Source organism: Micromonospora sp. WMMD558 (genome assembly GCF_049315255.1).
Taxonomy (GTDB): domain Bacteria; phylum Actinomycetota; class Actinomycetes; order Mycobacteriales; family Micromonosporaceae; genus Micromonospora.
The window spans coordinates 2,253,178-2,275,640 of record NZ_CP186061.1 but is presented as its reverse complement, the minus strand read 5'-3'; the positions used below and the strand labels follow the sequence as shown (position 1 = coordinate 2,275,640).

Here is a 22,463-nt window from a genome sequence, read left to right as displayed (position 1 = left end):
TCTGTACTGCTTAGCTAGTGGGTGGGGTCGGGAGCCGGCGGCGAGCCGGCTCCCGACCGCTCACCTCAGACCTCTTCGACCGAGCTCGGCTCGCGCCGGGACAGGTCGATGCCCAGCTCCTCCGCGGCCCGGAACACCTCGTCGTCGGTCTCGCGCATCTCCAGGGCCACACCGTCGCTGGAGAGCACCTCGACGTTGAGGCACAGCGACTGCAGCTCCTTGAGCAGCACCTTGAACGACTCCGGGATGCCCGGCTCGGGGATGTTCTCGCCCTTGACGATCGCCTCGTAGACCTTCACCCGGCCCAGGACGTCGTCGGACTTGATCGTCAGCAGCTCCTGCAGGGCGTACGCGGCGCCGTACGCCTGCATCGCCCAGCACTCCATCTCACCGAAGCGCTGACCACCGAACTGCGCCTTACCACCCAGCGGCTGCTGCGTGATCATCGAGTACGGGCCGGTCGACCGGGCGTGGATCTTGTCGTCGACCAGGTGGTTGAGCTTCAGGATGTAGATGTAACCGACCGCGATCGGGTCCGGCAGCGGCTCGCCGGAGCGGCCGTCGAACAGCTGCGCCTTACCGGACGAGCCGATCAGCTGCTTGCCGTCCCGGTTGGGCAGGGTCGACGCGAGCAGACCGGAGATCTCCTCCTCGCGGGCACCGTCGAAGACCGGAGTGGCCACGTTGGTGTCCGGCTCGGACTCGTCCGCGCCGATCGCCTGGAGCTGGCGCTTCCACTCGGCGTCCTCGCCGTCGACCTTCCACCCGGTCTTGGCCACCCAGCCGAGGTGCGTCTCAAGCACCTGGCCGATGTTCATCCGGGAGGGAACGCCGAGCGGGTTCAGCACGATGTCGACCGGCGTGCCGTCCTCGAGGAACGGCATGTCCTCGACGGGCAGGATCTTGGAGATGACGCCCTTGTTGCCGTGGCGGCCCGCGAGCTTGTCACCGTCCTGGATCTTCCGCTTCTGGGCGACGTAGACCCGGACCAGCTCGTTGACGCCCGGCGGCAGCTCGTCGCCGTCCTCGCGGGAGAAGGTCCGGACGCCGATGACCGTGCCGGTCTCGCCGTGCGGCACCTTCAGCGAGGTGTCCCGGACCTCACGCGCCTTCTCGCCGAAGATCGCGCGGAGCAGCCGCTCCTCCGGGGTCAGCTCGGTCTCACCCTTGGGCGTGACCTTGCCGACCAGGATGTCGCCGGGGACGACCTCGGCGCCGATCCGGATGATGCCGCGCTCGTCGAGGTCGGCGAGCATCTCCTCGCTGACGTTCGGGATGTCGCGGGTGATCTCCTCCGGGCCGAGCTTGGTGTCCCGAGCGTCGACCTCGTGCTCCTCGATGTGGATCGAGGTGAGCACGTCCTGCTGCACGAGGCGCTGCGACAGGATGATCGCGTCCTCGTAGTTGTGGCCCTCCCAGGTCATGAACGCCACGAGCAGGTTGCGCCCGAGCGCCATCTCGCCGTCGTCGGTGCAGGGACCGTCGGCGATGACCTGGCCGGCCTCGACCCGGTCGCCCTCGAAGACGACCGGCTTCTGGTTGACGCAGGAGCCGGCGTTGGAGCGGCGGAACTTGTGCAGCAGGTACGTCCGGCGGTGGCCGTCGTCCTGGTGGACGGTGATGTAGTCGGCGCACAGGTCCTCGATGACACCGCCGACCTCGGCGACCACCACGTCACCGGCGTCGACCGCGGCCCGGTACTCCATGCCGGTGCCGACCAGCGGCGCCTCCGCCTTGACCAGCGGCACGGCCTGGCGCTGCATGTTCGCGCCCATGAGCGCGCGGTTGGCGTCGTCGTGCTCGAGGAACGGGATCATCGCCGTCGCGACGGAGGTCATCTGCCGCGGCGACACGTCCATGTAGTCCACGGCCGCCGGCGGGACGTCCTCGGTCTCGCCGCCCTTACGGCGGACCAGGACCCGGTCCTCGGCGAACGAGCCGTCCGCCTTGAGCGGCGCGTTGGCCTGCGCCTTGACGAAGCGGTCCTCCTCGTCCGCGGTCAGGTAGTCGATCTGGTCGGTGACCCGACCGTCGACGACCTTCCGGTACGGCGTCTCGATGAAGCCGAACGGGTTGACCCGGGCGAAGGTGGACAGCGCGCCGATCAGGCCGATGTTCGGGCCTTCCGGCGTCTCGATCGGGCACATCCGGCCGTAGTGCGACGGGTGCACGTCACGGACCTCGAAGCCGGCCCGCTCCCGGGACAGACCACCCGGGCCGAGCGCGCTCAGCCGCCGCCGGTGGGTCAGGCCCGCCAGCGGGTTGGTCTGGTCCATGAACTGGGACAGCTGCGACGTGCCGAAGAACTCCTTGATCGCCGCCACCACCGGACGGATGTTGATCAGGGTCTGCGGCGTGATCGCCTCGACGTCCTGCGTGGTCATCCGCTCGCGGACGACCCGCTCCATCCGGGACAGGCCGACCCGGACCTGGTTCTGGATCAGCTCGCCGACCGTACGCAGGCGCCGGTTGCCGAAGTGGTCGATGTCGTCGGCCTCGTAGCCCTCCTCACCGGCGTGCAGCCGGCAGAGGTACTCCACGGTGGCGACGATGTCGTCCTCGGTGAGCGTGCCGGTGGTGATCGGCACGTCCAGCTCGAGCTTCTTGTTGAACTTGTAGCGCCCGACCTTGGCGACGTCGTACCGCTTCGGGTTGAAGAAGAGGTTGTCGAGCAGGGTCTGGGCGTTCTCACGGGTCGGCGGCTCGCCGGGGCGGAGCTTCCGGTAGATGTCGAGCAGCGCCTCGTCCTGGCCGGCGATGTGGTCCTTCTCAAGCGTCGTCATCATCAGCTCGGACCAGCCGAACTTCTCGCGGATCTGCTCGGCCGACCATCCGATGGCCTTGAGCAGCACCGTGACGGCCTGCCGGCGCTTGCGGTCGATGCGGACGCCGACCGTGTCGCGCTTGTCGATGTCGAACTCCAGCCAGGCACCCCGGCTCGGGATGACCTTGACGCTGGAGAGGTCGCGGTCGGACGTCTTGTCCGGCTGCTTGTCGAAGTAGACGCCCGGGGAACGGACGAGCTGGCTGACGACGACCCGCTCGGTGCCGTTGATGATGAAGGTGCCCTTCGGCGTCATCATCGGGAAGTCACCCATGAACACCGTCTGGCTCTTGATCTCGCCGGTGGTGTTGTTGGTGAACTCCGCGGTCACGAAGAGCGGGGCGCAGTAGGTGAGGTCCTTCTCCTTGCACTCCTCGATCGAGGCCTTGACCTCGTCGAAGCGCGGAGCCGAGAAGGAGAGCGACATGGTGCCGGAGAAGTCCTCAATGGGACTGATCTCGTCGAGGATCTCCGCGAGACCCGAGCGTGCGTGCGGGTCGTCCGCCGACCGGCCCTGCCACGCCTCGTTGCCGACCAGCCAGTCGAAGGACTCGGTCTGGATGGCGAGGAGGTTGGGGACCTCGAGGTGTTCGGTGATCCGGCCGAAGGAAACTCGGCGGGGAGCGAAAGCGCTCGACGTACGACTGGTCTTCGCAGGGCGGGAAGCTGCCAAGATGCGTCCTTCCGAGGACCGGTGCTGCAGAACGGCTGGTACGCGTGCACTCCAATGACCCCACCAGAAATATCCACAAACGGACATTTCCGAGCAGGGGTCAAGTCGGAAGGCAGCGCAAACTAGCAGTGTAGCCGAGAGGCTAACCGCTGTCCAGCCCACCCCGCAGGTCGTCGCGGAACGTGCCCCGGGACCCCTCAGACGGGGTCACACGGGCCGCTCGGAACGCGACGTCCCACCGGGCCACTCAGGTGTCGCCGGCGATGGCGTCGCCGCTGCCATTACCCAAGTGGTGGCCGTTGCAAGCGCGGAAGGTCTTGCTGGTGTCAGCGTGCCTGGCAGGCCGGTGCCGCGTCAAGGGCCGGTCTCCGGCTCGCCGTGCCTTTCCCTCCCCCGGGTCACCGCCCGGCACCCCGGCGGCGCGCCACACCGGACGCCGACCGCCCTGCTCACGTGCGCTGCCGCCGGAGCCACCAACGCGACGGGCGGCGATCCGATTCCCGGATCGCCGCCCGTCGTGACGCGGTGTGTGCCCCGGCTCACGTGAGCCGGACGCGCGTCAGGTCGTACCTCAGGTCACTTGAGGGTGACCTTGGCGCCCTCGCCCTCGAGCTTGGCCTTGGCCTTGTCGGCGGTCTCCTTGTTGACCTTCTCCAGGACCGGCTTCGGCGCGGCCTCGACGAGGTCCTTGGCCTCCTTCAGGCCCAGGCCGGTCAGCTCACGCACGACCTTGATGACCTGGATCTTCTTGCCACCGTCGGCGTCGAGGATGACGTCGAACTCGTCCTTCTCCGGCTCGGCCTCGGCGGCCGCACCCGGGGCGCCCGGGGCGGCAACGCCCATGGCAACCGGAGCGGCGGCGGTGACCTCGAAGGTCTCCTCGAACTGCTTCACGAACTCGGAGAGCTCGATCAGCGTCATCTCCTTGAACGCGTCGAGCAGCTCTTCGGTGCTGAGCTTCGCCATGTCTGGCGTCCTTTCTCAAAGTGAAAACTAAGAACGTGGGTGCGCCGGGAGGCCTCAGGCCGCCTCGGCGCCCTCCTTCTCGCGCTTGTCCTGCAGGGCGGCCGCCAGACGCGCGGTCTTGGCGAGCGGGGCCTGGAACAGGGCCGCGGCCTTGCTCAGGTTGCCCTTCATGGCGCCGGCCAGCTTGGCCAGCAGCACCTCACGGGACTCCAGGTCGGCGAGCTTCGTGACCTCGGCCGCGGAGATGGCCTTGCCCTCGAAGACACCGCCCTTGATGACGAGCTTCGGGTTGGCCTTCGCGAAGTCGCGAAGCCCCTTCGCCGCCTCGACGACGTCGCCCGAAACGAAAGTCAGCGCGGTAGGACCGGTGAACAGCTCGTCGAGGCCGGAGATGCCCGCGTCGACCGCCGCACGCTTGGCCAGCGTGTTCTTCGCGACCGTGTAGCTGGTCTCCTTGCCGAGCGAGCGCCGCAGCTGGGTGAGCTGGGAAACCGTCAGACCGCGGTACTCGGTCAGCACGGTCGCCCCCGCGTTGCGGAAGCTCTCGGTCAGCTCAGCGACGGCCGTGGCCTTGTCGGCCCGGATCGGCTTGTCCGCCATGTCCCTCCTCTCTCGTTGCTCGAGGCTGGTCACCGCCGACGAGCGGGATGCTCGCGACGGAGACGGAGGCATCGCACCAACGAGAAAAGCCCCGGCGCAGGGCGCACGGGGCGAGGGCCGGCGGCCACGACGCGGTCGGCGGACCACGTGCAGAAGCCGGTTTCGCTTGCCGCCCTACGCGGGTCGCCCGTCGGTAGCGGGACCTTCGACCGTGCCGAAGCACGGTGACCAGCGGTCTCTGGGTGGAACTACGCGACAAGGTTACGCGACACCCACCGTGACCGCCAAATCGCCCCCGCAGTGCGCCCGCTCACCCCCCGACGCGGCCCTCAGGCGCGCCGGTTCCCGTGGGCGTACCCGACGAGCGCCACCGTCGCCCAGGCCTGCGCCCCGCCCGTCAGCAACACCGGTCGGTCCGGGGAGCGGGCCCGCCAGCGCCCGGACGGACAGACGGACGGGGCCCCGCCACATCGTGGCGGGGCCCCGTCGGGGCAGTCGTGCTCAGCTCTCGGCCGAGGTCTCCTGCAGGTTCTTCACCACGTTCGGGTCGATCGGGACGCCCGGGCCCATGGTGGTGGTGAGCGTGACCTTCTTCAGGTACTTGCCCTTGGCGGCGGACGGCTTGGCCCGCAGGATCTCGTCCAGGACCGCCGCGTAGTTGTCGATCAGCTGGGCCTCGGAGAACGAGGCCTTGCCGATGATCAGGTGCAGGTTGGAGTGCTTGTCCACCCGGAAGGTGATCTTACCGCCCTTGATGTCCGAGACGGCCTTGGCGACGTCCATGGTCACCGTGCCGGTCTTCGGGTTCGGCATGAGACCGCGCGGGCCCAGGATCCGCGCGATCCGACCGATCTTGGCCATCTGGTCCGGCGTGGCGATCGCCGCGTCGAAGTCGAGCCAACCGCCCTGGATCCGGGCGACCAGCTCGTCGGTGCCCACCTCGTCCGCACCGGCCGCGGCGGCCTCCTCGGCCTTCGCGCCGGCGGCGAACACGATCACGCGGGCGGTCTTACCGGTGCCGTGCGGCAGGTTGACCGTGCCGCGGACCATCTGGTCCGCCTTGCGGGGGTCGACGCCGAGGCGCATCGCGACCTCGACCGTGGCGTCGAACTTGACGGAGGTGGTCTCCTTGGCCAGCTTCACGGCCTCGGCCGGGGTGTAGAGCTTGGACCGGTCGATGACCTCGGCGGCCTTGCGGTAGTTCTTGCTGCGCTGCATCTGTGGTTACTCCTGTGGTCTCTGGCGGGCAGCGGCGCTCGCGTGCCCTCCCACGAACGGGTTCGGCGCGGTGTCGGCCGAAGGTCAGTCGACGACGTTCAGGCCCATCGACCGGGCGGTGCCGGCGATGATCTTCTCGGCCTGGTCGAGGTCGTTGGCGTTGAGGTCCGCCATCTTCTTCTCGGCGATCTCACGCACCTGGGCGCGGGTGACCTGGCCGACCTTCTCCTTGTGCGGGACGCCCGAACCCTTCTGCACACCGGCGGCCTTGATCAGCAACCGGGCGGCGGGCGGGGTCTTCAGCACGAAGGTGAACGTGCGGTCCTCGTAGACGCTGATCTCGGCGGGGACGATGTCGCCCCGCTGCGACTCGGTCTGCGCGTTGTAGGACTTGCAGAACTCCATGATGTTCACGCCGTGCTGGCCGAGCGCGGGGCCGACCGGCGGCGCCGGGGTGGCCTGGCCCGCCGGCAGCTGAAGCGTGAACGTCTTGACGAGCTTCTTCTTCGGAGGCATGTCTCTTCCTGGGACTTGGAACGGGGATTCGCACCGGCTGCGGGCACGCACGGTCAGCGCACCGCGAAGACGGCGACGTTCTAGGGTAGCGCAGCGCTCCACCACCCGGTCCGCCGAGGTCCGGCGAAGGCTGGAAACGCGTACGCCGGCGGTGGGCTGCACCCTCCGCCGGCGTACCGGATGTCAGATCTTGGCGACCTGGTTGAAGTTCAACTCGACCGGCGTCTCCCGGCCGAAGATCGACACCAGCACCTTGAGCTTCTGCTGGTCCGCGTTGATCTCGCTGATCGTCGCCGGGAGGGACGCGAAGGCCCCGTCGGTGACGGTGACCGAGTCGCCGACCTCGAAGTCGAGGACCTTGACCTCGGGCTTGGCCTTCTTCTGCTCGGTCTCGACGGCCGGCGCCAGCCACTTGAGCACCTCGTCGAGGCTCAGCGGCGCCGGGCGGTCGGCCCGGTCGGTGGCGCCCACGAAGCCGGTCACGCCCGGCGTGTTGCGCACGCAGGAGTACGACTCCGCGGTCAGCTCCATGCGGACCAGGATGTAGCCCGGGAAGACCTTGGCCTGCACCTGCGACCGCTTGCCGTTCTTGACCTCGACCTCTTCCCGGGTCGGGACCTCGACCTGGTAGATGTAGTCCTCCATGTCGAGGGACGTGATCCGGGTCTCGAGGTTGGTCTTGACCTTGTTCTCGTAGCCGGCGTACGAGTGCACCACGTACCAGTCGCCCGGCGCGTAGCGCAGCTTCTGGCGCAGCTCGGCGACCGGATCGAACTCCTCGTCCTCGGTGGCCCCGCTGGCGGGAGCCTCCGGCGCGCTGGCGGCCTCGACCGACTCGTCACCAGCCGCCGTCGCGACCGTGGACTGCTCGTCCGCGGGTCCGGCGGTCTCGTCGTACTCAGGCACGCTCGCTCACTTCCGTCACTATCGGCAGATCTCGCCGGTCAGCTGGGGTTGCCGAAGACCCACAACACGCCCTTCGCGAACACGTAGTCGAATCCGACCACGAGGGCGGTAACCACCGTAACGAATGCGACCACCACGGCGGTGTAGGTCAGCAGCTCCTTGCGCGTCGGCCAGATGACCTTACGCAGTTCGGCGACGACCTCGCGGATGAATCGGGCGATGCGCCCGAACGGCCCGACCTTCTCGGTCTCCGTGCGGGTCTTCGGCCGGTCGGCCGACTCCGCCCGGGCCCGCGACCGGGTCGCGGTGCCACCCCGGGAGACCGGCTCCTCGGCCTCCTCGGCGTCCTCGGCGTCGTCGCCGACGGCGTCGAACTCGTCGTTCAGACGCTCGTCGTCGGCGTCCTCGCCGCGCCGCTTGTTGTCGGCCACTTCGCCCTCCGTCGCGGGATGTCGGTTCGCACGCCGTCGCGACGTGCGCGGCGCCTGGTCACGCCGGCCGGCCCGACCGTCCCGCGACGGGCCGCGGCCGGCGGATCGAACCGGAGGGCCCCGAGTGCCTCGGAACCACCCCGCCGATACCACCACCACGGGCCGGACGCCGCCGGACGGCGGCGCGACCCACGGGAACGGTCAGGCCTGAGGCGCAGGGGTGACAGGACTTGAACCTGCAGCCTGCGGTTTTGGAGACCGCTGCTCTGCCAATTGAGCTACACCCCTGTGCGGCGACGATCACCCCACCCCGCCACACATGGCCAGGCAGGGGTCACGAGCCCCACGGCGGACCAGTGTACGGGTAGTGCCACGACTTTCCCAACCGGTCCACCCATCGCGCGTCGCGAGATCGCTCAGCGGGGCGTCCGGATGGTCGCCTTCGCCTGCGACAGCACCTTCTCGCCCAGGCAGGTGGCGGTGATGTCGAGCCTGGTCAGGCCGTCTTCGGTGACCTCGCGGACGGTCGCCGTCACCTCGATCTCGGTGCCCTGGTCGTCGTCCGGCACCACCACCGGACGGGTGAACCGGACGCCGTAGTCGACCACCGCGTCGGGGGCACCGGCCCACTCCGCCACCGCCCGGCCGACCAGCGCCATCGTGAACATGCCGTGGGCGATCACGCCGGGCAGCCCGACCTTGGTGGCGATCCGGTCGCTCCAGTGGATGGGGTTGAAGTCGCCCGAGGCGCCCGCGTAGCGGACCAGGTCCGCGCGCGTCACCCGGAACGTCTTGGCCGGCAGATCCATCTCAGCCCTCCCCGCGTACGACGATCTTCGACCAGACGGTGACCACCGGCTCGCCGGCCGACGTGGTGACCTCGGTCCGGGTGGTCAGGAAACCGTGCCCACCGCGGTTGCTGACGTCCTCGATGGTGTTGGCGCAGATCAGCTCGTCGCCCGCGACCACCGGGCGGGTGTACGCGAACCGCTGGTCGCCGTGCACGACGCGGCTGTAGTCGACGCCCAGGGCCGGGTCCTCGACGATCTGCCGGCTGGCGGCCATGGTGAGCACCACCGGAAAGGTCGGCGGCGCGACCACGTCCGGGTGGCCGAGCGCACGGGCGGCCTCCGGGTCGTGGTGGGCCGGGTCGCTGGCACCGATGGCCGTCGCGAACTCGCGGATCTTTTCTCGGCCCACCTGGTAGGGGGCGGTCGGCGGGTACGTCCGGCCGACGAAGGACGGGTCCAGGGACATGTCGCGAACCTACACGGGAAACACAATCGCCGATCCGCACGGCTAGCGGTGGCTCAGGGCCACGCCGGGGCCGGCGGATCGGCGATCGGACGTGCTCGGGACCGGGCCGGCGGGGCCGGCCGCAGGTCAGCGGGTCTCGCGGTGGACTGTGTGCCGGCCGTCGCGCGGGCAGAACTTCTTCAGCTCGATGCGGTCCGGGTCGTTACGACGGTTCTTGCGCGTGATGTAGTTGCGCTCCTTGCACTCCACACACGCCAAAGTGATCTTCGGCCGGACATCGGTCGCCTTCGCCACGGCGGAGTGCCTTCCTCGCTAATGGTGACAACTACGGCGCATCAGCCTACGCGCTGACTACGCGCACATGCAAAGTGGGCGCCTGTGGCGCCCATCCCACCGACCGCCGGAGCGGCCCGGTGGACGAGAGTAGCGGTGGCCGGACTTGAACCGGCGACACAGCGATTATGAGCCGCTTGCTCTGCCATCTGAGCTACACCGCCGTGGCGGGTCCAGCCGGACCCTCTGAGCCCCCTTACGGAATCGAACCGTAGACCTTCTCCTTACCATGGAGACGCTCTGCCGACTGAGCTAAGGGGGCCTGCGCGATCACTCGGTGGCCGCGCAGAGGTAAGAGTACACGGCCGGCTGGCCGAGGTGAAATCGGATCCCCCGGTGGCACGTGTGCGCAGCTCAGGGCACAACCCGGAGGCGCGGCAGCTCCCCCGCGGGAACCGCCTCGGGGTCGACCTGGGCGCCGAACCAGGCCTCCAGGCGCTCGTACGGCAGCGGACGGCTGAACAGGAAACCCTGGCCGATCTCGCAGCCGATGTCCTGGAGGAGCTCCAGGGTCAGTTCGCTCTCCACGCCCTCGGCCACCACGGCCAGCCCGAACTGCTGGGAGAGCGTGACCACGGCGTTCACGATCGCCAGGTCGCCCGGGTCGGTGGCCATGCCCTGCACGAACGAGCGGTCGACCTTCACCTCGTGCACCGGGAGCCGCCGCAGGTGCGCCAGCGATGAGTCACCGGTGCCGAAGTCGTCCACCGAGAGACGTACGCCCAGGTCCCGCAGGCGGCGCAGGGTCGGTATCGGGCGGTCCGTGCCGTCCAGCACCCCGGACTCCCGGATCTCCAGCGTGAGCCGCTGCGGCGGCACGCCGTACTCGTCGAGCAGCTCGCCCACCCGGGCCGGGAAGTGCGGGTCGGTCAGCGTACGCGGAGAGAGGTTGACCGCGACGGAGAGCGGGTGGCCCCCGTGCGCCCAGTCCCGACTGCGCCGCAGGCCCTCCCGGAGCACGAACTCGGTGAGCCGGCCCAGCTGGCCGGTGTGCTCCGCGACCGCCACGAAGTCCTCCGGCGAGACCGTCCCGTGCGCCGGATCATCCCACCGGGCCAGGCACTCGACGCCGACCAGCCGGCGGTCCCGCAGGGTGACCTTCGGCTGGAAGTAGACCTCGAGCTCCCCGTCGTCCAGCGCCCGCCGCAGGTCGCCGGCGAGGCCGAGGCGGCGCAGCGACCGGGACTCCAGGGCCGCGTTGAACAACTGGACGCTGCCCGGCACGGACTTGGCCGCCGTGGCCGCTAGGTCGACCCGTTGCAGCAGGATGGCCGCGTCGCTGCCGTGATCCGGGTGGACGGCGACGCCCACCGCGGTGTCGACGTCGAGGGTGAGCGCGTCGAACATCATCTGGTCCCGGATCTGGTCGCGCATCCGCGCCGCCATCTCCAGTGCGGCGTCGGCGCTCTCCAGCCGGAGCGTCACCAGGAACTCGTCACCGCCCGCGCGGCCCACCAGCGCGGACGACGGCGCGCACGCGCGCAGCCGGTCGGCGACCTCGACGAGGACCTTGTCCCCGGCCGCGTGCCCCAGCGACTCGTTGACCTGCCGCAACCGCTCGACGTCGAACAGCAGCAGCGCCACGACCTCGCCCGGAGCCCGGATCTTGACCGCCTCGTCGAGCGCCGCGGTGATCCGCCGCCGGTTGGGCAGCCGGGTAAGGGTGTCGTGGTGCGCGTCGTGGCGCAGCCGGTCGACCAGACGCGAATTCTCCAGCGCCACCGCCGCGTGGGCGGCGACCGTCTCGAACAACGTGATGTCCGTGCGGGCGAAGTTGTTGCTGTCGCCCAGCCGGTTGGCCACCTCCAGGGTCCCGATCACCGCCTGGCCGGACCGGAGCGGAAGCACGATCACGTCCTTCACCCGGTGCGCCGCCACGACGCCGCGCAGGTCCAGGTCCGTGGTCAGGCTGCGGCCGATGGCGACGGTACGGCCCTCCGCGCGGGCCCGTTCCCGGAGCGCGGCGGGAGTCCGGGCGAGATCGAGCAGGCTCTGGTCGTCGTTCCGGGCCGTGAGCAGCACCTCCGGATGCCGCCCCTGAGCGGGCAGCCAGAGGGTGGCGTACTCCGCCTGCATCAGCGCCCGGACGCGGCCGAGCAGCGCGTCCGGCAGGGTCCCGTCCTGGCCGCTCTCACCCACCGCGCGGCTGAGGTCGTACATGTCGGAGAGCGTGCGGTGCTGCCGGAAGAACTGCGCGTACGCGCGGTAGACCAGGGCCAGCGCGAGGATGAGCCCGGCGAGCAGCAGCAACGACCACCAGGTGGTGGCGACCAGGATGAGGACGACCAGGCCGCTGGCGATGTTGATGGCTACGGCGAGGAGCGCCGGCGGGGACTTCCGGAGGGCCTCCCGGCCGGCCTGCCAGCCCTGCAGGAGCGTGTGCACGCCGGCCACGGAGGTGATGCTCACCAGGATGACCATGCTGGCCGCCGCGAAGAGGGTCAGCCAGGTGCCGGGGCCGACTCCCCGCACCGGCGGGAGCGCCTGCAGGACGAGGACGGCGAGGGACGCACCGGCGGCGGCGCGGGCCACGTTGAACCAGAACTTGGTGGGGCCGAACCGGTGCCGGATGTGCGTGATGACCGCCGCGAGCGTGTAGATCGTCACCACCGCCAGCGGCCCGACGAGGTAGAACGCGAGCACGAGCGGTATCTCGGTGAGCGTCACGCCGATGGACTGCCGCCGGACGGTGAAGTTCAGCACCGGGATCCCGCCGGCCACCATGGTGACGAGCAGCACCGCCGCCAGTGGCAGGCCCGCGAAGGGCTCCGGCGCGACGAGACCGACGACCGTCGAGCAGACGACGGCGAGTAGCGCCATCGGCCCGGTGATCAACCAGGCGTACTCCGTCGGGCGGGGACCGGTACGGCCTCGACCCGCCATGCCACGCCCCCTCGCCGACGCTGCTGGTTCACCTCACGGGACGGACGGGTCAGCGCGGCGCCGGCATGTTCCAGATGATGTCCATCGTCTGCGCGTCCCCCAGGCCCCAGAGGTCACCGACGAAGCTGCCGCCCACGAGCGCGGCCAGTACGAGAAGCGAGCCAAGCAGCCGGCCCAAATTTCGACCAGACATGTTTGCTCCTGTCAGGAAAAGGTGCCAGGGATGGTGAAGGTGCCCACGATCGTGCCACATGGCACGGACGCAGGAAAGCGCAGATAGCCCGCCTGGGCCGACCGTTTGCGAGCTCGCACCGTTCGGCTCGGACCGTCTCCACCGGAAGCCTGCTCAGCGGTGTCGCACCGTGCGCGCCGCTTCACTGTCCGCCGAATACGACTTCTGGTGCAAATTGCATGGGCGCAGGGCGACCAGCCACGGGGGATGCCGCCCTCGTGGTCGACCCGACCAGTTCAACGACATCGGTCACTATACAGACGCATCGCCCGGGAGCGGAGCTTCGACAGGGCGGATCGGACGGAACCGCCTGGGCCGAGCCGTCCGGGCGGGTCAGCCGGGGCGGGCGACGGGTCGGTCGCTCGCGCAAATCCCCAGCAAGCCCCACGACGCTGTGACGGACCCGTCCGATGGTGCGTGCCAACCGCCTCACTCTTGATGAACCGCCGCTGGTAGGCGGGCGTGCGGCGAGGCTACCTGCGCGAACGGGAGCGGGCTCAGGATCACCGCAGCGGCCGGAACGCGGCCCGCACCTCGTTCGCGAACAGGTCGGGCTCCTCCCAGGCGGGGAAATGGCCGCCCCTGTCGACCTCGTTGAAGTAGGCGACGCCGGGGTAGGCCGTCTCGACCCAGCTGCGCGGGGCAGCCCAGATCTCGCCGGGGAACGTCGTGAAGCCGACCGGAACCGAGACCGGCGGAGGAGCCTGGCCGGACGCCTGGGCCGCGGCCAGGAAGCGTCCGAACTCCCAGTACCACCGGGCGGCCGAGGCGCCGGTGCCGGTCAGCCAGTACAGGGTGATGTTGTCGACGATGGTGTCCCGGGTGAGGCCGCCCGTCGGCTGCCCGTCGACGAACGCGCGGGCCATCTTGTAGTAGCTGTCCGTGTCGTGGTCGAGCATCCACGCCGCCAACCCCACGGGTGAATCCAGCAGGGAGTAGCCGATCGTCTGCGGCCGCGTCTGCTGCTCCAGGAAGTAGCCGAAGCCGTCCGTCGTGAACGTGTTGAGCGCCTCGAGCGCCACGCGTTCCTGCTCGGACTCAGCCGGCAGTTGGTCCTTGAATCCGAGCGCCCCGGCGAGCAGGTTGACGTGGATGCCGAGCAGCCCCTCGGGCGCCTGGCGGCCCATCGCGTCCGTGACAGCGGCGCCCACGTCGCCCCCCTGGGCGACGTAGCGCGGGTAGCCGAGGCGCTTCATCAGCTCCGCCCACGCGCCCGCGATGCGGCCGTTCTCCCAGCCGAGCTCGGTCGGCTGCCCGGAGAAGCCGTAGCCGGGCAGGGACGGCAGCACCAGGTGGAAGGCGTCCTCGGCCCGCCCGCCGTACGCGGTCGGGTCGGTGAGCGGGCCGACGGTCCCGAGCAGTTCGACGACCGAGCCCGGCCAGCCGTGCGTCATGATCAGCGGCAGGGCGTTCTCGTGCTGCGACCGCACGTGGATGAAGTGGATCTCGACGCCGTCGATGTCGGTCGTGAACTGCGGCAGGGAGTTGAGCTTCGACTCGAAGGCGCGCCAGTCGTGATCGGTCGTCCAGTAGCGGGCCAGTTCCTGGACCGTCGCCAGCTGCACACCCTGGGAGCGATCGTTCACCAGCTCTCGGGAAGGCCAGCGCGTGGCCGCGACCCGGCGACGCAGGTCGGCGATTGCTTCCTCCGGCGTGTCGAGCCGGAAGGGACGGATCTCGTCGTTGGACATGCTCTCCACCTGCCGGATCGGTTCGACCGGCGCCCGGGCGCCGGCGGGGCTGACACGGCCCAGTTTCCCAGCGGCCGGGCAACCGGCGGACCAAAACGCGATTTTGCGCCCGGGGCCGGTGGGGACCAGCTCACCGACTTCTCGTGGAGAGCGCGGGCGTGCTCGGCGGCGGTCGTCACCAGCCGCAGAGCCAAGCTGCCCACAGCCTTCAGGGACGCCCGAATCAGGTACGTCTACTCCGGTCGCATCCTCGTGCATCGCGGTGGACACATACCCCAAGAAGATCCGCGGGAAGGCGGTCAGGCCCACCACTTCGGATACCACCTCAGAACCTCTTCCGCAGTCTTCGGTGGCTTGAATTCTCTTTCTCGCCGAGTTGCGATGACGATCGAACCATTAGACACAAGCAGCCCTGCGGCGAGCAGTAGCGACGTGATCTCATCGGGCCAGCCCAACCACAATCCGGCACCTGACGCAAGCCAGAGCAGGAACCCGACAAGCTGCGCCACCACCCGGAGACGCAGACGCTTCATGCATTGAGTCTAGGTTCGATTGACAAGGGGGCAGAGTCTCCCGAAGTCACAACGGCGCACGGATGCCGACGAAAGCGGATAGCTTTCGCGAGGGATTTGAAGGGCGTCTGCGATCTTGGTCTGGACAGCCGCGCTGAGCTGCTACTTCTCGCCGTCGCGCGACGCTTCCGCGTCCAGGTGCCGATGATCTGCCCCCGCCCCCGACGCTGCCCGCTGGCGGTCGATCGCGTACATCACCTGGCGCGCGCCGAACTCCTCGAAGGTGTCGACCCGGACCATGCCGAGGGCTTCCAGGAGGCAGACCGATCGACGATTCGCCTCCTGCGTGACGGCGACCAGCCGGGAGGCGTCCGGGAACCGGTCGAAGGCAAGACCGATGGCCGCCGTGCACCCCTCCCGGGCGTAACCACGTCCCCACCACTCCGGCAGGAAGATGTACGACAGTTCCAAGTCCCCCGTCCGGTACCGGCCGAGGTGGCACCAGCCGACGATCTCTCCAGAACTCCTCGTCACCATCAGCCCGCCCGTGGGGTCACCCGCACGCCGTTCGGCCGCCACCTCGTCAGACACCGGGCCGCCGAGGTAGCGCCGCATCACCGGGTCCTGCCACATCCGCCCAAGCACCGGTAGGTCGTGCGCCCGGACCTTCCGCAGCACGAGGCGTTCTGTTCTGGCCAGCGCCTCAACCGACTCGGCACTCATCGCGTCATCCTCCACCAGTCCCACGCTCATCCGAGGGCTGGGCGAGGAAGCCGGCAACGCTGCCATCTCGGGCTGGGCCTACGAAATGCGGGCCTGGTACGCGCTGACGCAGGGCCGAACCACCTCCAGTCGGCCGACCGCCGACACCAGGACGAGGCCGGCTCTCGTGCCAGGACATGATTCGGCTAGGGCGCCACATGTGGGTACGCCCGACCGTCGCGGTCAGGCTCCGGCGGTTTATCAGAGGCGCGCGGTCAACGGCAGATGTGCGCGTTGCTTTGGCTGACGCGCTGACCTACATCGCGCGGCGCGACTTCAAAAACCGATCAGTCACGGGAGCAGCAAGACCTTCCCCGTTGTACGGCGCGCTTGCAGCTCCTCGTGCGCCAGCGACGCCTCGGTCAAACGGAACGTGCGGCCGATATGCACCTCAAGCCGCCCGTCACTCAACCATCTCCACAACTCGGACGACCGTCTGAGTAACTCGGCTGGCGTAGCGACGAAGTCCCGCAATGTCGGTCTGGTGACGGTCAGCGATCCCGACTGACCGAGCCGGGCCAGGTCGAATGGCGGGACCGGCCCGCTGGACTGGCCGAAGAGCACCAGCGACCCGCGAACGGCAAGCACGCTGAGGGACTTCTCGAAGGTGGCCCGCCCGACACCGTCATAGGCCGCGGCGGCACCAAGTCCGCTCGTGCCGCGACGCACAACCTGATCGAAGTCGGCGTACCCGACAACCTCGTCAGCGCCCGCGGCCAAGGACAGCTCCGCTTTTTCCTTCGTGGACACCGTGGTATAGACCTTGGCGCCCAACAGCTTCGCAAGCTGCGTCAGCAACAGCCCGACGCCACCCGCGCCGGCGTGGATGACGACGTGATCGCCCGGCTGGATCCGGTAGGAAGTGGTCGCGAGGTAGTGCGCGGTCAGCCCCTGCATCGGGAGGGCGGCGGCCTGCTCGTCGCTCACGCCGTCTGGCACCGGAATCAGCTGCCACACCGGCGCGACCACCTGCTCGGCGTAGGAGCCGGGAACACCCTGCCATGCCACCCGCTGGCCGATCTCGAAGCCGGTGACCTGGGGCCCGATCTCGACGACCCGCCCCGCGCCCTCACCCCCCAACACGAACGGCAGTGGCCGTGGATAGGCGCCGGTGCGCTGGTACACGTCGATGAAGTTGACTCCGACAGCGGCCACGTGCACCCGAACGTGCCCGGCCGGCAGAGGATCCGGCTCACGCTCCGTCAGGGTGAGCACGCTCGGCTCGCCATAGCGGGTCACCTCGACGGCTCGCACCGCTGCCTCACGACGTTGGTGTGATGGAAGGCTTCAACTACCTCTTGCACCCTCAGGGCTGTGGCGAAGTCCGCAAGGTAACGCGGGTTTCCACCCCGAACGGCGTCGGCGAACAGCGAAAGCCGGGTCGTCTCGGATCCCCGTGGTTGCGTCAGATGCACCGTTTTCCATTCGCCACCTTCGGACGCGAGCAGCTCGCCCCAGTTGCGGAGCAGGTACGAGCGACGCGTTCCCCATAGGATCCATTCGTATAGTTCGGGCCCGGCGACGCCGGAGAAGGCCGACACATAAACGGGCACGCCGCCCGCACGCAGGAACCCACGCGCGGCGACCTCGCTCGCGTGCGGATCGGCGAGCGGAAAGTCGACACCGACCTCGACCGGATCGAGCGGGCCCAACAGGCGATCGGTCAGGTACACGAAGTGCGACAAGACCTCGCGAACCAACCCACCCTGATCCCGGCCGGCGAGCCATGCCGCGTCCGCCTGGAAGTCCCGCGGCCACCGCGGAAAGGATAACCGAACCTCGATCCCTCTGACCTCGCCGACCTCGCCCTCTGCCAGGCTCCGCTCAAGGTGCAGTACGGCATTGCGGTCCGACAGCGCGAAGTTCACCGCTGCGGCGACCCCCCACTCGGCTGCCGCCGCGACCATCCGCCGCCCATCGGCCAAGCTGATCGCCAGCGGCTTCTCGCAGAAGACAGCCTTACCGGCCCGCATCGCAGCGATCGCCGCCTCCGCATGGAACATTGGCGGAGTGGCGATGTAGACGGCATCGACGCTCGAAGACTCCACAACCTCCTGTGCGCTGGCGGCAAACGAAACGTCCGGGTGCCTCGTCCGCGCACGGTCAACGGCGGCAGGGCTAACGTCGTACGCGCACACAACTGCGAAATCGGGAAGCGTGACCGCCGAGGCCATCATTTCGGTGCCCATCGCACCCAGTCCTAAGATACCGAGGCGGATCGCAGGTCGCTCGCCTGCCCAAGATTGCATGAATCTAGCCTCGACAGCATTACGCGTAACGTCAAGCTAAACTCTGCGAATGAAACCGTTAAGCGTCAACTTCATGGATGACCTGCGGCGACTTCGCGTACTACGAGAGTTCCGGGAACGCGGAAGCATCGCCGCCACCGCCGAAGCACTGCACCTCACCCCGTCCGCGGTGTCCCAGCAGGTCGCCAGGATCGCCCGAGACGTCGGCTTCGACGTACTCCAACCCGTCGGCCGGCGGGTGGTACTCACCCCGCGGGGGCAAGCGCTACTCGCTCACGCCGACACCGTCTTCGCTGCGATCGAGCGTGCACGCCACGAACTCGATTCGTGGAACGACAGCGATCGCGGCACCATCACGATCGGCGCGTTCTCCACCGCAATCACCGGACTTCTCCCATTCCTCCTCGACCGCGCCCGCCACGAGATTCCCAACGTCAGAATCCTGTTGTGCGAAGCCGAACCGCCGGCGCTGTTCGACGGGCTCGACGCGGGGCGCTACGACGTCGCGCTCGCCGTCAACTTCACCGGTTCTCCGGCCGCGGGCGACCCGCGCTACCACCGCATCGACCTCGGCCCAGACGAACTCGACCTCGCGCTCCCGCGGAACCACCCCATGTGCGCAGCGGAAACGCTGACGCTGAAGGACGTCGAAGAGGACGTCTGGATCACCGGTAACGGAGAAGGCTGCTGCGGCGCCATCACCACCACGGCCTGCGCGGCGGCGGGGTTCACCCCGAACGTCGCGCACCGGACGAATGACTGGCAGGCACTCGCTCAGCTGGTCGCGCACGGGCACGGCGTAGCGCTGATCCCCAGGCTCGCCCAGCGGGACCTGCCGGCCGCGGTCACCATCCGTGCACTCAGCGAGCCAAGGCCGCAACGACAAATCTTCGCCGCTGTACCCGAAGGCGCCCAGCATTCGCCTCTCCTCGTCACGATCCTCAGGCTCCTGACGACCTGTATCGATGAACAACGCCGCGACCGCCGCTGAGGACGCAACTATCACATTTCATCCTCCAGCCACCGCCAGTGCCGACCATCGCACTGAAATCACGTCGCCTTTGCTGCGTTGACCAACGGGGCCGGCGCGCCCACATCGCCAGAAGCGGATGCGCCGGGCCTCTCCGGCCGCTTCGCGACAGTGGGTAGCCATCGAGCCAGGGCATCGTGTCACGCATCAAGTGAAGCCCCGATGTGACGCATCAAGCGGAGTACGACACCGGCTGCCGGACACCATAGCCAGGTAGGTGTGCCCGGCCCCGGCCTGCTGGCGACCTTCGGCCGGCATCGGCCGGGCCGGCCGGCCACACTGGCGAGCGATCAGGACCAAGAAGACCTCGGGGGCTCCGCCCCGAACCCGGCCCTCCTCAGAGATCAGCCGCGGATCTCCTCGCCGGGCACCACAAGGGCTACCAGCCTCACCTGACGGGGCCAAGGTCGTTCGTCCAGCCGGACGCTCCACCTTGTCCCCGCCAGGGGAGGCTGGACGGTCTACGACTGCCCGACGAGGAGATCCGCTCAGGTGTCAGTCGCCAATCATCAAGTCATTGCGAATCGCCTTCACCAGCAACTCACTCGCACGCCCTACCTCGGCCTGTGACGATTCCAGGTGAGCCTTGCGCAACGCCGCAGCCGCCTCTGTGACCGGCCGAGGCGCCCAGATTCGGAGTGCGTCGACCAGCCGGACTAACTCCGCCGACAGCTCATACGCCTCGCGTGATTCCCGCGCAGCCCTGTCGAACGCTGCTTGGGCAGCGCGGCGTTCGTCGGGATCTTGAAGCCCTGCGACGTCCACGTCGTCGTACTGCTCAGCCGCTTTGATGGCAGCAGTAGCGGTGAGCTCCACGGCGGCGAGTTCCCCCTGCAAGGTCAGAACCCGGCTGTATACCCGTAGCTTCTCATCCACGAAGCGCATCGCTCGCTCGTGCCGCTCCTGCCGCCTCCGCAGGAGTAGCTGCGAACCAGAGCCAACGGCCGCGCCCAGCAGGGTACCGGCGACTGGGATTGCCAGTTCCCACCACTTCGCCAAGATGACCTCCAGGCCGTGCCCGTTGCGTGCCCGATCTGTCAGTCGATCAGGGGTAGGGGCGGTCAACTGCGACGGGAGACGACGAAGGCCCCTGACCTACGTTTCCGCAGGTCAAGGGCCTTGCCGTTCCCTGGTGGCGGGTAGAGGATTCGAACCTCTGTAGCTTTCGCGACGGATTTACAGTCCGCTCCCATTGGCCGCTCGGGCAACCCGCCAGGGCACCCGCCGCGTCGTGACGCGGCAGCGGAAGCAAGGATAGCGGCTCCCCCCGGCGCTGGTGCAACCGGGTACCGTCAGGGGTCGTACCGCTGGTCAGTGGTACACGGAACAGGACAGACCGCCCGGACAACAGGAGCATCAGCATGGCAGCCAACCCGTCGTTCGACATCGTGAGCAAGGTCGACCGCCAGGAGGTCGACAACGCCCTCCGGCAGGCCGAGAAGGAGCTCGCGACGCGGTTCGACTTCCGGGGCACCGGCGCCGAGATCTCCTGGTCGGGTGAGGAGGCGGTCAGTCTCCAGGCGGAGACCGAGGAGCGCGTGCGGGCGGCGCTCGACGTCTTCAAGGAGAAGCTGGTCAAGCGGAACATCTCGCTCAAGTCACTGGACGCCGGCGACCCGCGGCCGTCGGGCAAGGTCTTCAAGATCGACGCGAAGGTCATCCAGGGCATCGACTCGGACAAGGCCAAGGCGATCAGCAAGAAGATCCGCGACGAGGGCCCGAAGGGCGTGCAGGCGCAGATCCAGGGTGACCAGCTCCGGGTCACCGGAAAGAAGAAGGACGACCTGCAGGCGGTCATCGCCATGCTGAAGGGCGAGGACTTCGGAGTTGCGCTCCAGTTCACCAACTACCGGTAAGGACACTTCGCCAGCCTGGTGGTCTGGTCGAACACGCCTGGCCACCTGAGCAGATGTCGTCAGCTGTGGTCGTTGTTGGTCGTCACGACGGGCCTCTGCCGGCCTGGTGACGGCCAGCGCGACCGACTGCCGGGTGGGCTTGACGAGCAACCTCCGCTTTCCATCTTTCGAGATCGGCAAACAGCTCTTCGTAGCGTTCAGACGCGAGAGCCGTGCCGCCGTCGCGAAGGCGGTAGACGGTGGTGCGGCGTCTCCGAACCGGCGTCCGAACCTTGGTTCCGTCGCGGAGCCGCAGCCAGAGCCGTTCCGGAACCAGCCAATCGGGACCGCTGTGGAACCCTCGAATCTGCTCCCACGGGACGGTGCGCGTTCGCCACAGCCAGCGCACCCGAACCCCCGATCGGCTCACCACGAGGGCGGTGCGGTGAAGCCGCCATGCGAAGGTGAGCCATACCGCCGCAAATCCGGTGAAGGCCAACGCCACATCCGACGGAACCTGCCGCCAGCGGGCGGCCATCCCGAAGGCGATGAACGCGAAGAGCACCGTACCGAGCACCGCGAGTGTGCCGGTGAAGAGACGCATCCGATCGTCGTACGGCCGGGTCCAGGACAGCACATGACCATGATCGCAGCCCGGATCCAGCCGCCGACGCCCCGAGCTCAGTGGGCCTGACCTCGCCGCACGGGTCAGCGCTCACCACGCATGAGGTTTGTCCTTTTCGATCCAGGATCCGGCTGCGACTACCCCTTCCCGCATTACCCAGGCCGGGTGTGGAGTTGCCGCCACTCGGGGAGCAGCCCGCCGAGGACGACGACACCCACCCCCCACCCCGGGGGGCGCACCTGTCCGACCTCACGCGAGCCGCGGACGGCACAGCGCCCCCTACGGCCCGGCGCCCGGACGGCACGGCAATGGTCCCGCGCCCCCAGCCTGCAATGGGCGCCATACCGAGCGATCGCCCTGCGCTACGTCATCGGACCGGCAGCCGCGCTCGCACGGTTGCCGGGTGGCGTCGGTGCGGGGCCGGAGATGACCGGAGCCGGCTGAGCGGTCAGGCGCCGTCCGCGTGGCGGAGCCAGACGTACGGGACCGGCTGCCCGGCGTTCCACTCCGCGGCCTGCTCGGCGGGCACCGGCACGAACCCCGCGCCGGCGTAGCAGCGCAGCGCCGGCTCGTTGTCCGGGTGCACCCTCATGAACACGGCCGGGTGGTGGCGGAGGGCCGCCGCGGTCAGGCGGCCGACCAGTTCCCGGCCGAGCCCCCGACCGCGGTACGCGGGCGCGACGATCAGGCGCGCCAACTCGACCTCGGCCTCCTCGTCGTCGAGCCACAGCTCGCCGTACGCGACCGGCTCACCGTCGACGACGGCGACGTACGCGACCACGTCGGGGGCGGCGGACCAGCCGGCGACCACCTCGGGTGTCACCTCGTCCCGGGAGCACCAGCGCCGTGTCTCCTCGGCCGACCGGGCCCAGCCGGCCACGCTCGCCGCATGCGGCGATCCGAACGCCATCAGTTCCACC

General features: G+C 68.9%; 22 protein-coding genes and 4 tRNA genes. 2 read left to right on the top strand and 24 right to left on the bottom strand.

The window, feature by feature from the left end; genetic code table 11:
- Window positions 1–65: 65 nt before the first annotated feature.
- The 20 genes from ACN26Y_RS11110 to ACN26Y_RS11015 all read right to left on the bottom strand — a co-directional run bounded on the left by ACN26Y_RS11110 (window position 66) and on the right by ACN26Y_RS11015 (window position 18,053).
- Window positions 66–3,497, bottom strand: coding sequence for a DNA-directed RNA polymerase subunit beta (locus ACN26Y_RS11110; RefSeq protein WP_155330221.1), 3,432 nt, complete (start codon window positions 3,495–3,497; stop codon window positions 66–68).
- Window positions 3,498–4,073: 576 nt separating this feature from the next.
- On the bottom strand, window positions 4,074–4,463 hold the full coding sequence (gene rplL / locus ACN26Y_RS11105; RefSeq protein WP_155330220.1) for a 50S ribosomal protein L7/L12: 390 nt from the start codon (window positions 4,461–4,463) through the stop codon (window positions 4,074–4,076).
- A gap of 54 nt (window positions 4,464–4,517) precedes the next feature.
- Window positions 4,518–5,063, bottom strand: coding sequence for a 50S ribosomal protein L10 (gene rplJ / locus ACN26Y_RS11100; RefSeq protein WP_155330219.1), 546 nt, complete (start codon window positions 5,061–5,063; stop codon window positions 4,518–4,520).
- Window positions 5,064–5,564: 501 nt separating this feature from the next.
- Window positions 5,565–6,281: a 50S ribosomal protein L1 gene (gene rplA / locus ACN26Y_RS11095; protein ID WP_155330218.1), complete on the bottom strand. Its 717-nt coding sequence runs from the start codon at window positions 6,279–6,281 to the stop codon at window positions 5,565–5,567.
- An 84-nt stretch (window positions 6,282–6,365) separates the two neighbouring features.
- Window positions 6,366–6,797 carry a 50S ribosomal protein L11 gene (rplK, locus tag ACN26Y_RS11090; RefSeq protein WP_155330217.1) on the bottom strand — a complete coding sequence of 144 codons (432 nt, stop codon included), beginning with the start codon at window positions 6,795–6,797 and terminating at the stop codon, window positions 6,366–6,368.
- A gap of 183 nt (window positions 6,798–6,980) precedes the next feature.
- Window positions 6,981–7,703, bottom strand: a complete 723-nt coding sequence (gene nusG / locus ACN26Y_RS11085; protein WP_155330216.1) for a transcription termination/antitermination protein NusG — start codon at window positions 7,701–7,703, stop codon at window positions 6,981–6,983.
- A gap of 38 nt (window positions 7,704–7,741) precedes the next feature.
- Complete coding sequence (gene secE, locus ACN26Y_RS11080; protein ID WP_422734687.1) at window positions 7,742–8,134, bottom strand: preprotein translocase subunit SecE; 393 nt, start codon at window positions 8,132–8,134, stop codon at window positions 7,742–7,744.
- A 215-nt stretch (window positions 8,135–8,349) separates the two neighbouring features.
- A tRNA-Trp gene (locus ACN26Y_RS11075) sits at window positions 8,350–8,422 on the bottom strand.
- A 128-nt stretch (window positions 8,423–8,550) separates the two neighbouring features.
- Window positions 8,551–8,943 (bottom strand): MaoC family dehydratase, encoded by a 393-nt coding sequence (locus ACN26Y_RS11070; RefSeq protein ID WP_155330214.1) that lies wholly within the window; start codon window positions 8,941–8,943, stop codon window positions 8,551–8,553.
- A gap of 1 nt (window position 8,944) precedes the next feature.
- On the bottom strand, window positions 8,945–9,391 hold the full coding sequence (locus ACN26Y_RS11065) for a MaoC family dehydratase N-terminal domain-containing protein (RefSeq protein WP_155330213.1): 447 nt from the start codon (window positions 9,389–9,391) through the stop codon (window positions 8,945–8,947).
- Window positions 9,392–9,517: 126 nt separating this feature from the next.
- Window positions 9,518–9,685: a 50S ribosomal protein L33 gene (rpmG, locus tag ACN26Y_RS11060; protein ID WP_007073056.1), complete on the bottom strand. Its 168-nt coding sequence runs from the start codon at window positions 9,683–9,685 to the stop codon at window positions 9,518–9,520.
- A gap of 130 nt (window positions 9,686–9,815) precedes the next feature.
- Window positions 9,816–9,888 (bottom strand) — tRNA-Met (locus ACN26Y_RS11055).
- 25 nt (window positions 9,889–9,913) lie between these two features.
- Window positions 9,914–9,986 (bottom strand) — tRNA-Thr (locus tag ACN26Y_RS11050).
- Between the two features lie 92 nt (window positions 9,987–10,078).
- Window positions 10,079–12,607, bottom strand: coding sequence for a putative bifunctional diguanylate cyclase/phosphodiesterase (locus tag ACN26Y_RS11045; RefSeq protein WP_155330212.1), 2,529 nt, complete (start codon window positions 12,605–12,607; stop codon window positions 10,079–10,081).
- Window positions 12,608–12,656: 49 nt separating this feature from the next.
- Entirely contained in the window at window positions 12,657–12,800 is a 144-nt protein-coding gene (locus tag ACN26Y_RS11040) for a hypothetical protein (protein ID WP_196255836.1), read from the bottom strand.
- 542 nt (window positions 12,801–13,342) lie between these two features.
- Complete coding sequence (locus ACN26Y_RS11035) at window positions 13,343–14,530, bottom strand: epoxide hydrolase family protein (RefSeq protein ID WP_155330211.1); 1,188 nt, start codon at window positions 14,528–14,530, stop codon at window positions 13,343–13,345.
- Window positions 14,531–14,829: 299 nt separating this feature from the next.
- The gene (locus tag ACN26Y_RS11030; RefSeq protein WP_422734686.1) at window positions 14,830–15,063 is read right to left on the bottom strand and encodes a hypothetical protein; all 234 of its coding nucleotides are present in this window, start codon (window positions 15,061–15,063) and stop codon (window positions 14,830–14,832) included.
- 141 nt (window positions 15,064–15,204) lie between these two features.
- Window positions 15,205–15,831, bottom strand: a complete 627-nt coding sequence (locus ACN26Y_RS11025; RefSeq protein ID WP_422734685.1) for a GNAT family N-acetyltransferase — start codon at window positions 15,829–15,831, stop codon at window positions 15,205–15,207.
- Between the two features lie 264 nt (window positions 15,832–16,095).
- A complete protein-coding gene (locus ACN26Y_RS11020) occupies window positions 16,096–17,058 on the bottom strand; it encodes a quinone oxidoreductase family protein (RefSeq protein ID WP_155330208.1) in 963 nt (320 codons plus the stop codon).
- A complete protein-coding gene (locus ACN26Y_RS11015; RefSeq protein WP_422734684.1) occupies window positions 17,040–18,053 on the bottom strand; it encodes a Gfo/Idh/MocA family protein in 1,014 nt (337 codons plus the stop codon). The genes ACN26Y_RS11020 and ACN26Y_RS11015 overlap by 19 nt, the downstream gene beginning before the upstream one ends.
- A 73-nt stretch (window positions 18,054–18,126) precedes the next feature.
- On the opposite strand from ACN26Y_RS11015, the gene ACN26Y_RS11010 reads away from it, so the two are divergent.
- The gene (locus ACN26Y_RS11010; RefSeq protein ID WP_230688957.1) at window positions 18,127–19,044 is read left to right on the top strand and encodes a LysR family transcriptional regulator; all 918 of its coding nucleotides are present in this window, start codon (window positions 18,127–18,129) and stop codon (window positions 19,042–19,044) included.
- A 534-nt stretch (window positions 19,045–19,578) separates the two neighbouring features.
- Here ACN26Y_RS11010 and ACN26Y_RS11005 read toward each other — a convergent pair.
- Window positions 19,579–19,968 (bottom strand): hypothetical protein, encoded by a 390-nt coding sequence (locus tag ACN26Y_RS11005; RefSeq protein WP_155330205.1) that lies wholly within the window; start codon window positions 19,966–19,968, stop codon window positions 19,579–19,581.
- A gap of 245 nt (window positions 19,969–20,213) precedes the next feature.
- Window positions 20,214–20,297, bottom strand: a tRNA-Tyr gene (locus tag ACN26Y_RS11000).
- A 147-nt stretch (window positions 20,298–20,444) separates the two neighbouring features.
- Between ACN26Y_RS11000 and ACN26Y_RS10995 the strand changes: the two genes are divergently transcribed.
- Entirely contained in the window at window positions 20,445–20,939 is a 495-nt protein-coding gene (locus tag ACN26Y_RS10995) for a YajQ family cyclic di-GMP-binding protein (protein ID WP_155330204.1), read from the top strand.
- An 82-nt stretch (window positions 20,940–21,021) separates the two neighbouring features.
- Here the strand turns inward: ACN26Y_RS10995 and ACN26Y_RS10990 are convergent, their stop codons facing one another.
- Window positions 21,022–21,522: a PH domain-containing protein gene (locus ACN26Y_RS10990; RefSeq protein WP_230688956.1), complete on the bottom strand. Its 501-nt coding sequence runs from the start codon at window positions 21,520–21,522 to the stop codon at window positions 21,022–21,024.
- Between the two features lie 469 nt (window positions 21,523–21,991).
- Window positions 21,992–22,453: a GNAT family N-acetyltransferase gene (locus ACN26Y_RS10985; RefSeq protein WP_230688955.1), complete on the bottom strand. Its 462-nt coding sequence runs from the start codon at window positions 22,451–22,453 to the stop codon at window positions 21,992–21,994.
- Between the last annotated feature and the right edge of the window lie 10 nt (window positions 22,454–22,463).

Bases quoted from the DNA above. Each gene is read 5' to 3' on its own strand.
- rplL (WP_155330220.1), bottom strand. From the start codon at position 4,463: ATGGCGAAGCTCAGCACCGAAGAGCTGCTCGACGCGTTCAAGGAGATG.
- rplJ (WP_155330219.1), bottom strand. From the start codon at position 5,063: ATGGCGGACAAGCCGATCCGGGCCGACAAGGCCACGGCCGTCGCTGAG.
- rplA (WP_155330218.1), bottom strand. From the start codon at position 6,281: ATGCAGCGCAGCAAGAACTACCGCAAGGCCGCCGAGGTCATCGACCGG.
- rplK (WP_155330217.1), bottom strand. From the start codon at position 6,797: ATGCCTCCGAAGAAGAAGCTCGTCAAGACGTTCACGCTTCAGCTGCCG.
- ACN26Y_RS11070 (WP_155330214.1), bottom strand. From the start codon at position 8,943: ATGGATCTGCCGGCCAAGACGTTCCGGGTGACGCGCGCGGACCTGGTC.
- ACN26Y_RS11065 (WP_155330213.1), bottom strand. From the start codon at position 9,391: ATGTCCCTGGACCCGTCCTTCGTCGGCCGGACGTACCCGCCGACCGCC.
- ACN26Y_RS11045 (WP_155330212.1), bottom strand. From the start codon at position 12,607: ATGGCGGGTCGAGGCCGTACCGGTCCCCGCCCGACGGAGTACGCCTGG.
- ACN26Y_RS11040 (WP_196255836.1), bottom strand. From the start codon at position 12,800: ATGTCTGGTCGAAATTTGGGCCGGCTGCTTGGCTCGCTTCTCGTACTG.
- ACN26Y_RS11035 (WP_155330211.1), bottom strand. From the start codon at position 14,530: ATGTCCAACGACGAGATCCGTCCCTTCCGGCTCGACACGCCGGAGGAA.
- ACN26Y_RS11030 (WP_422734686.1), bottom strand. From the start codon at position 15,063: ATGAAGCGTCTGCGTCTCCGGGTGGTGGCGCAGCTTGTCGGGTTCCTG.
- ACN26Y_RS11025 (WP_422734685.1), bottom strand. From the start codon at position 15,831: ATGGCAGCGTTGCCGGCTTCCTCGCCCAGCCCTCGGATGAGCGTGGGA.
- ACN26Y_RS11015 (WP_422734684.1), bottom strand. From the start codon at position 18,053: ATGCAATCTTGGGCAGGCGAGCGACCTGCGATCCGCCTCGGTATCTTA.
- ACN26Y_RS11010 (WP_230688957.1), top strand. From the start codon at position 18,127: ATGGATGACCTGCGGCGACTTCGCGTACTACGAGAGTTCCGGGAACGC.
- ACN26Y_RS11005 (WP_155330205.1), bottom strand. From the start codon at position 19,968: ATGCGCTTCGTGGATGAGAAGCTACGGGTATACAGCCGGGTTCTGACC.
- ACN26Y_RS10995 (WP_155330204.1), top strand. From the start codon at position 20,445: ATGGCAGCCAACCCGTCGTTCGACATCGTGAGCAAGGTCGACCGCCAG.
- ACN26Y_RS10990 (WP_230688956.1), bottom strand. From the start codon at position 21,522: ATGCGTCTCTTCACCGGCACACTCGCGGTGCTCGGTACGGTGCTCTTC.
- ACN26Y_RS10985 (WP_230688955.1), bottom strand. From the start codon at position 22,453: ATGGCGTTCGGATCGCCGCATGCGGCGAGCGTGGCCGGCTGGGCCCGG.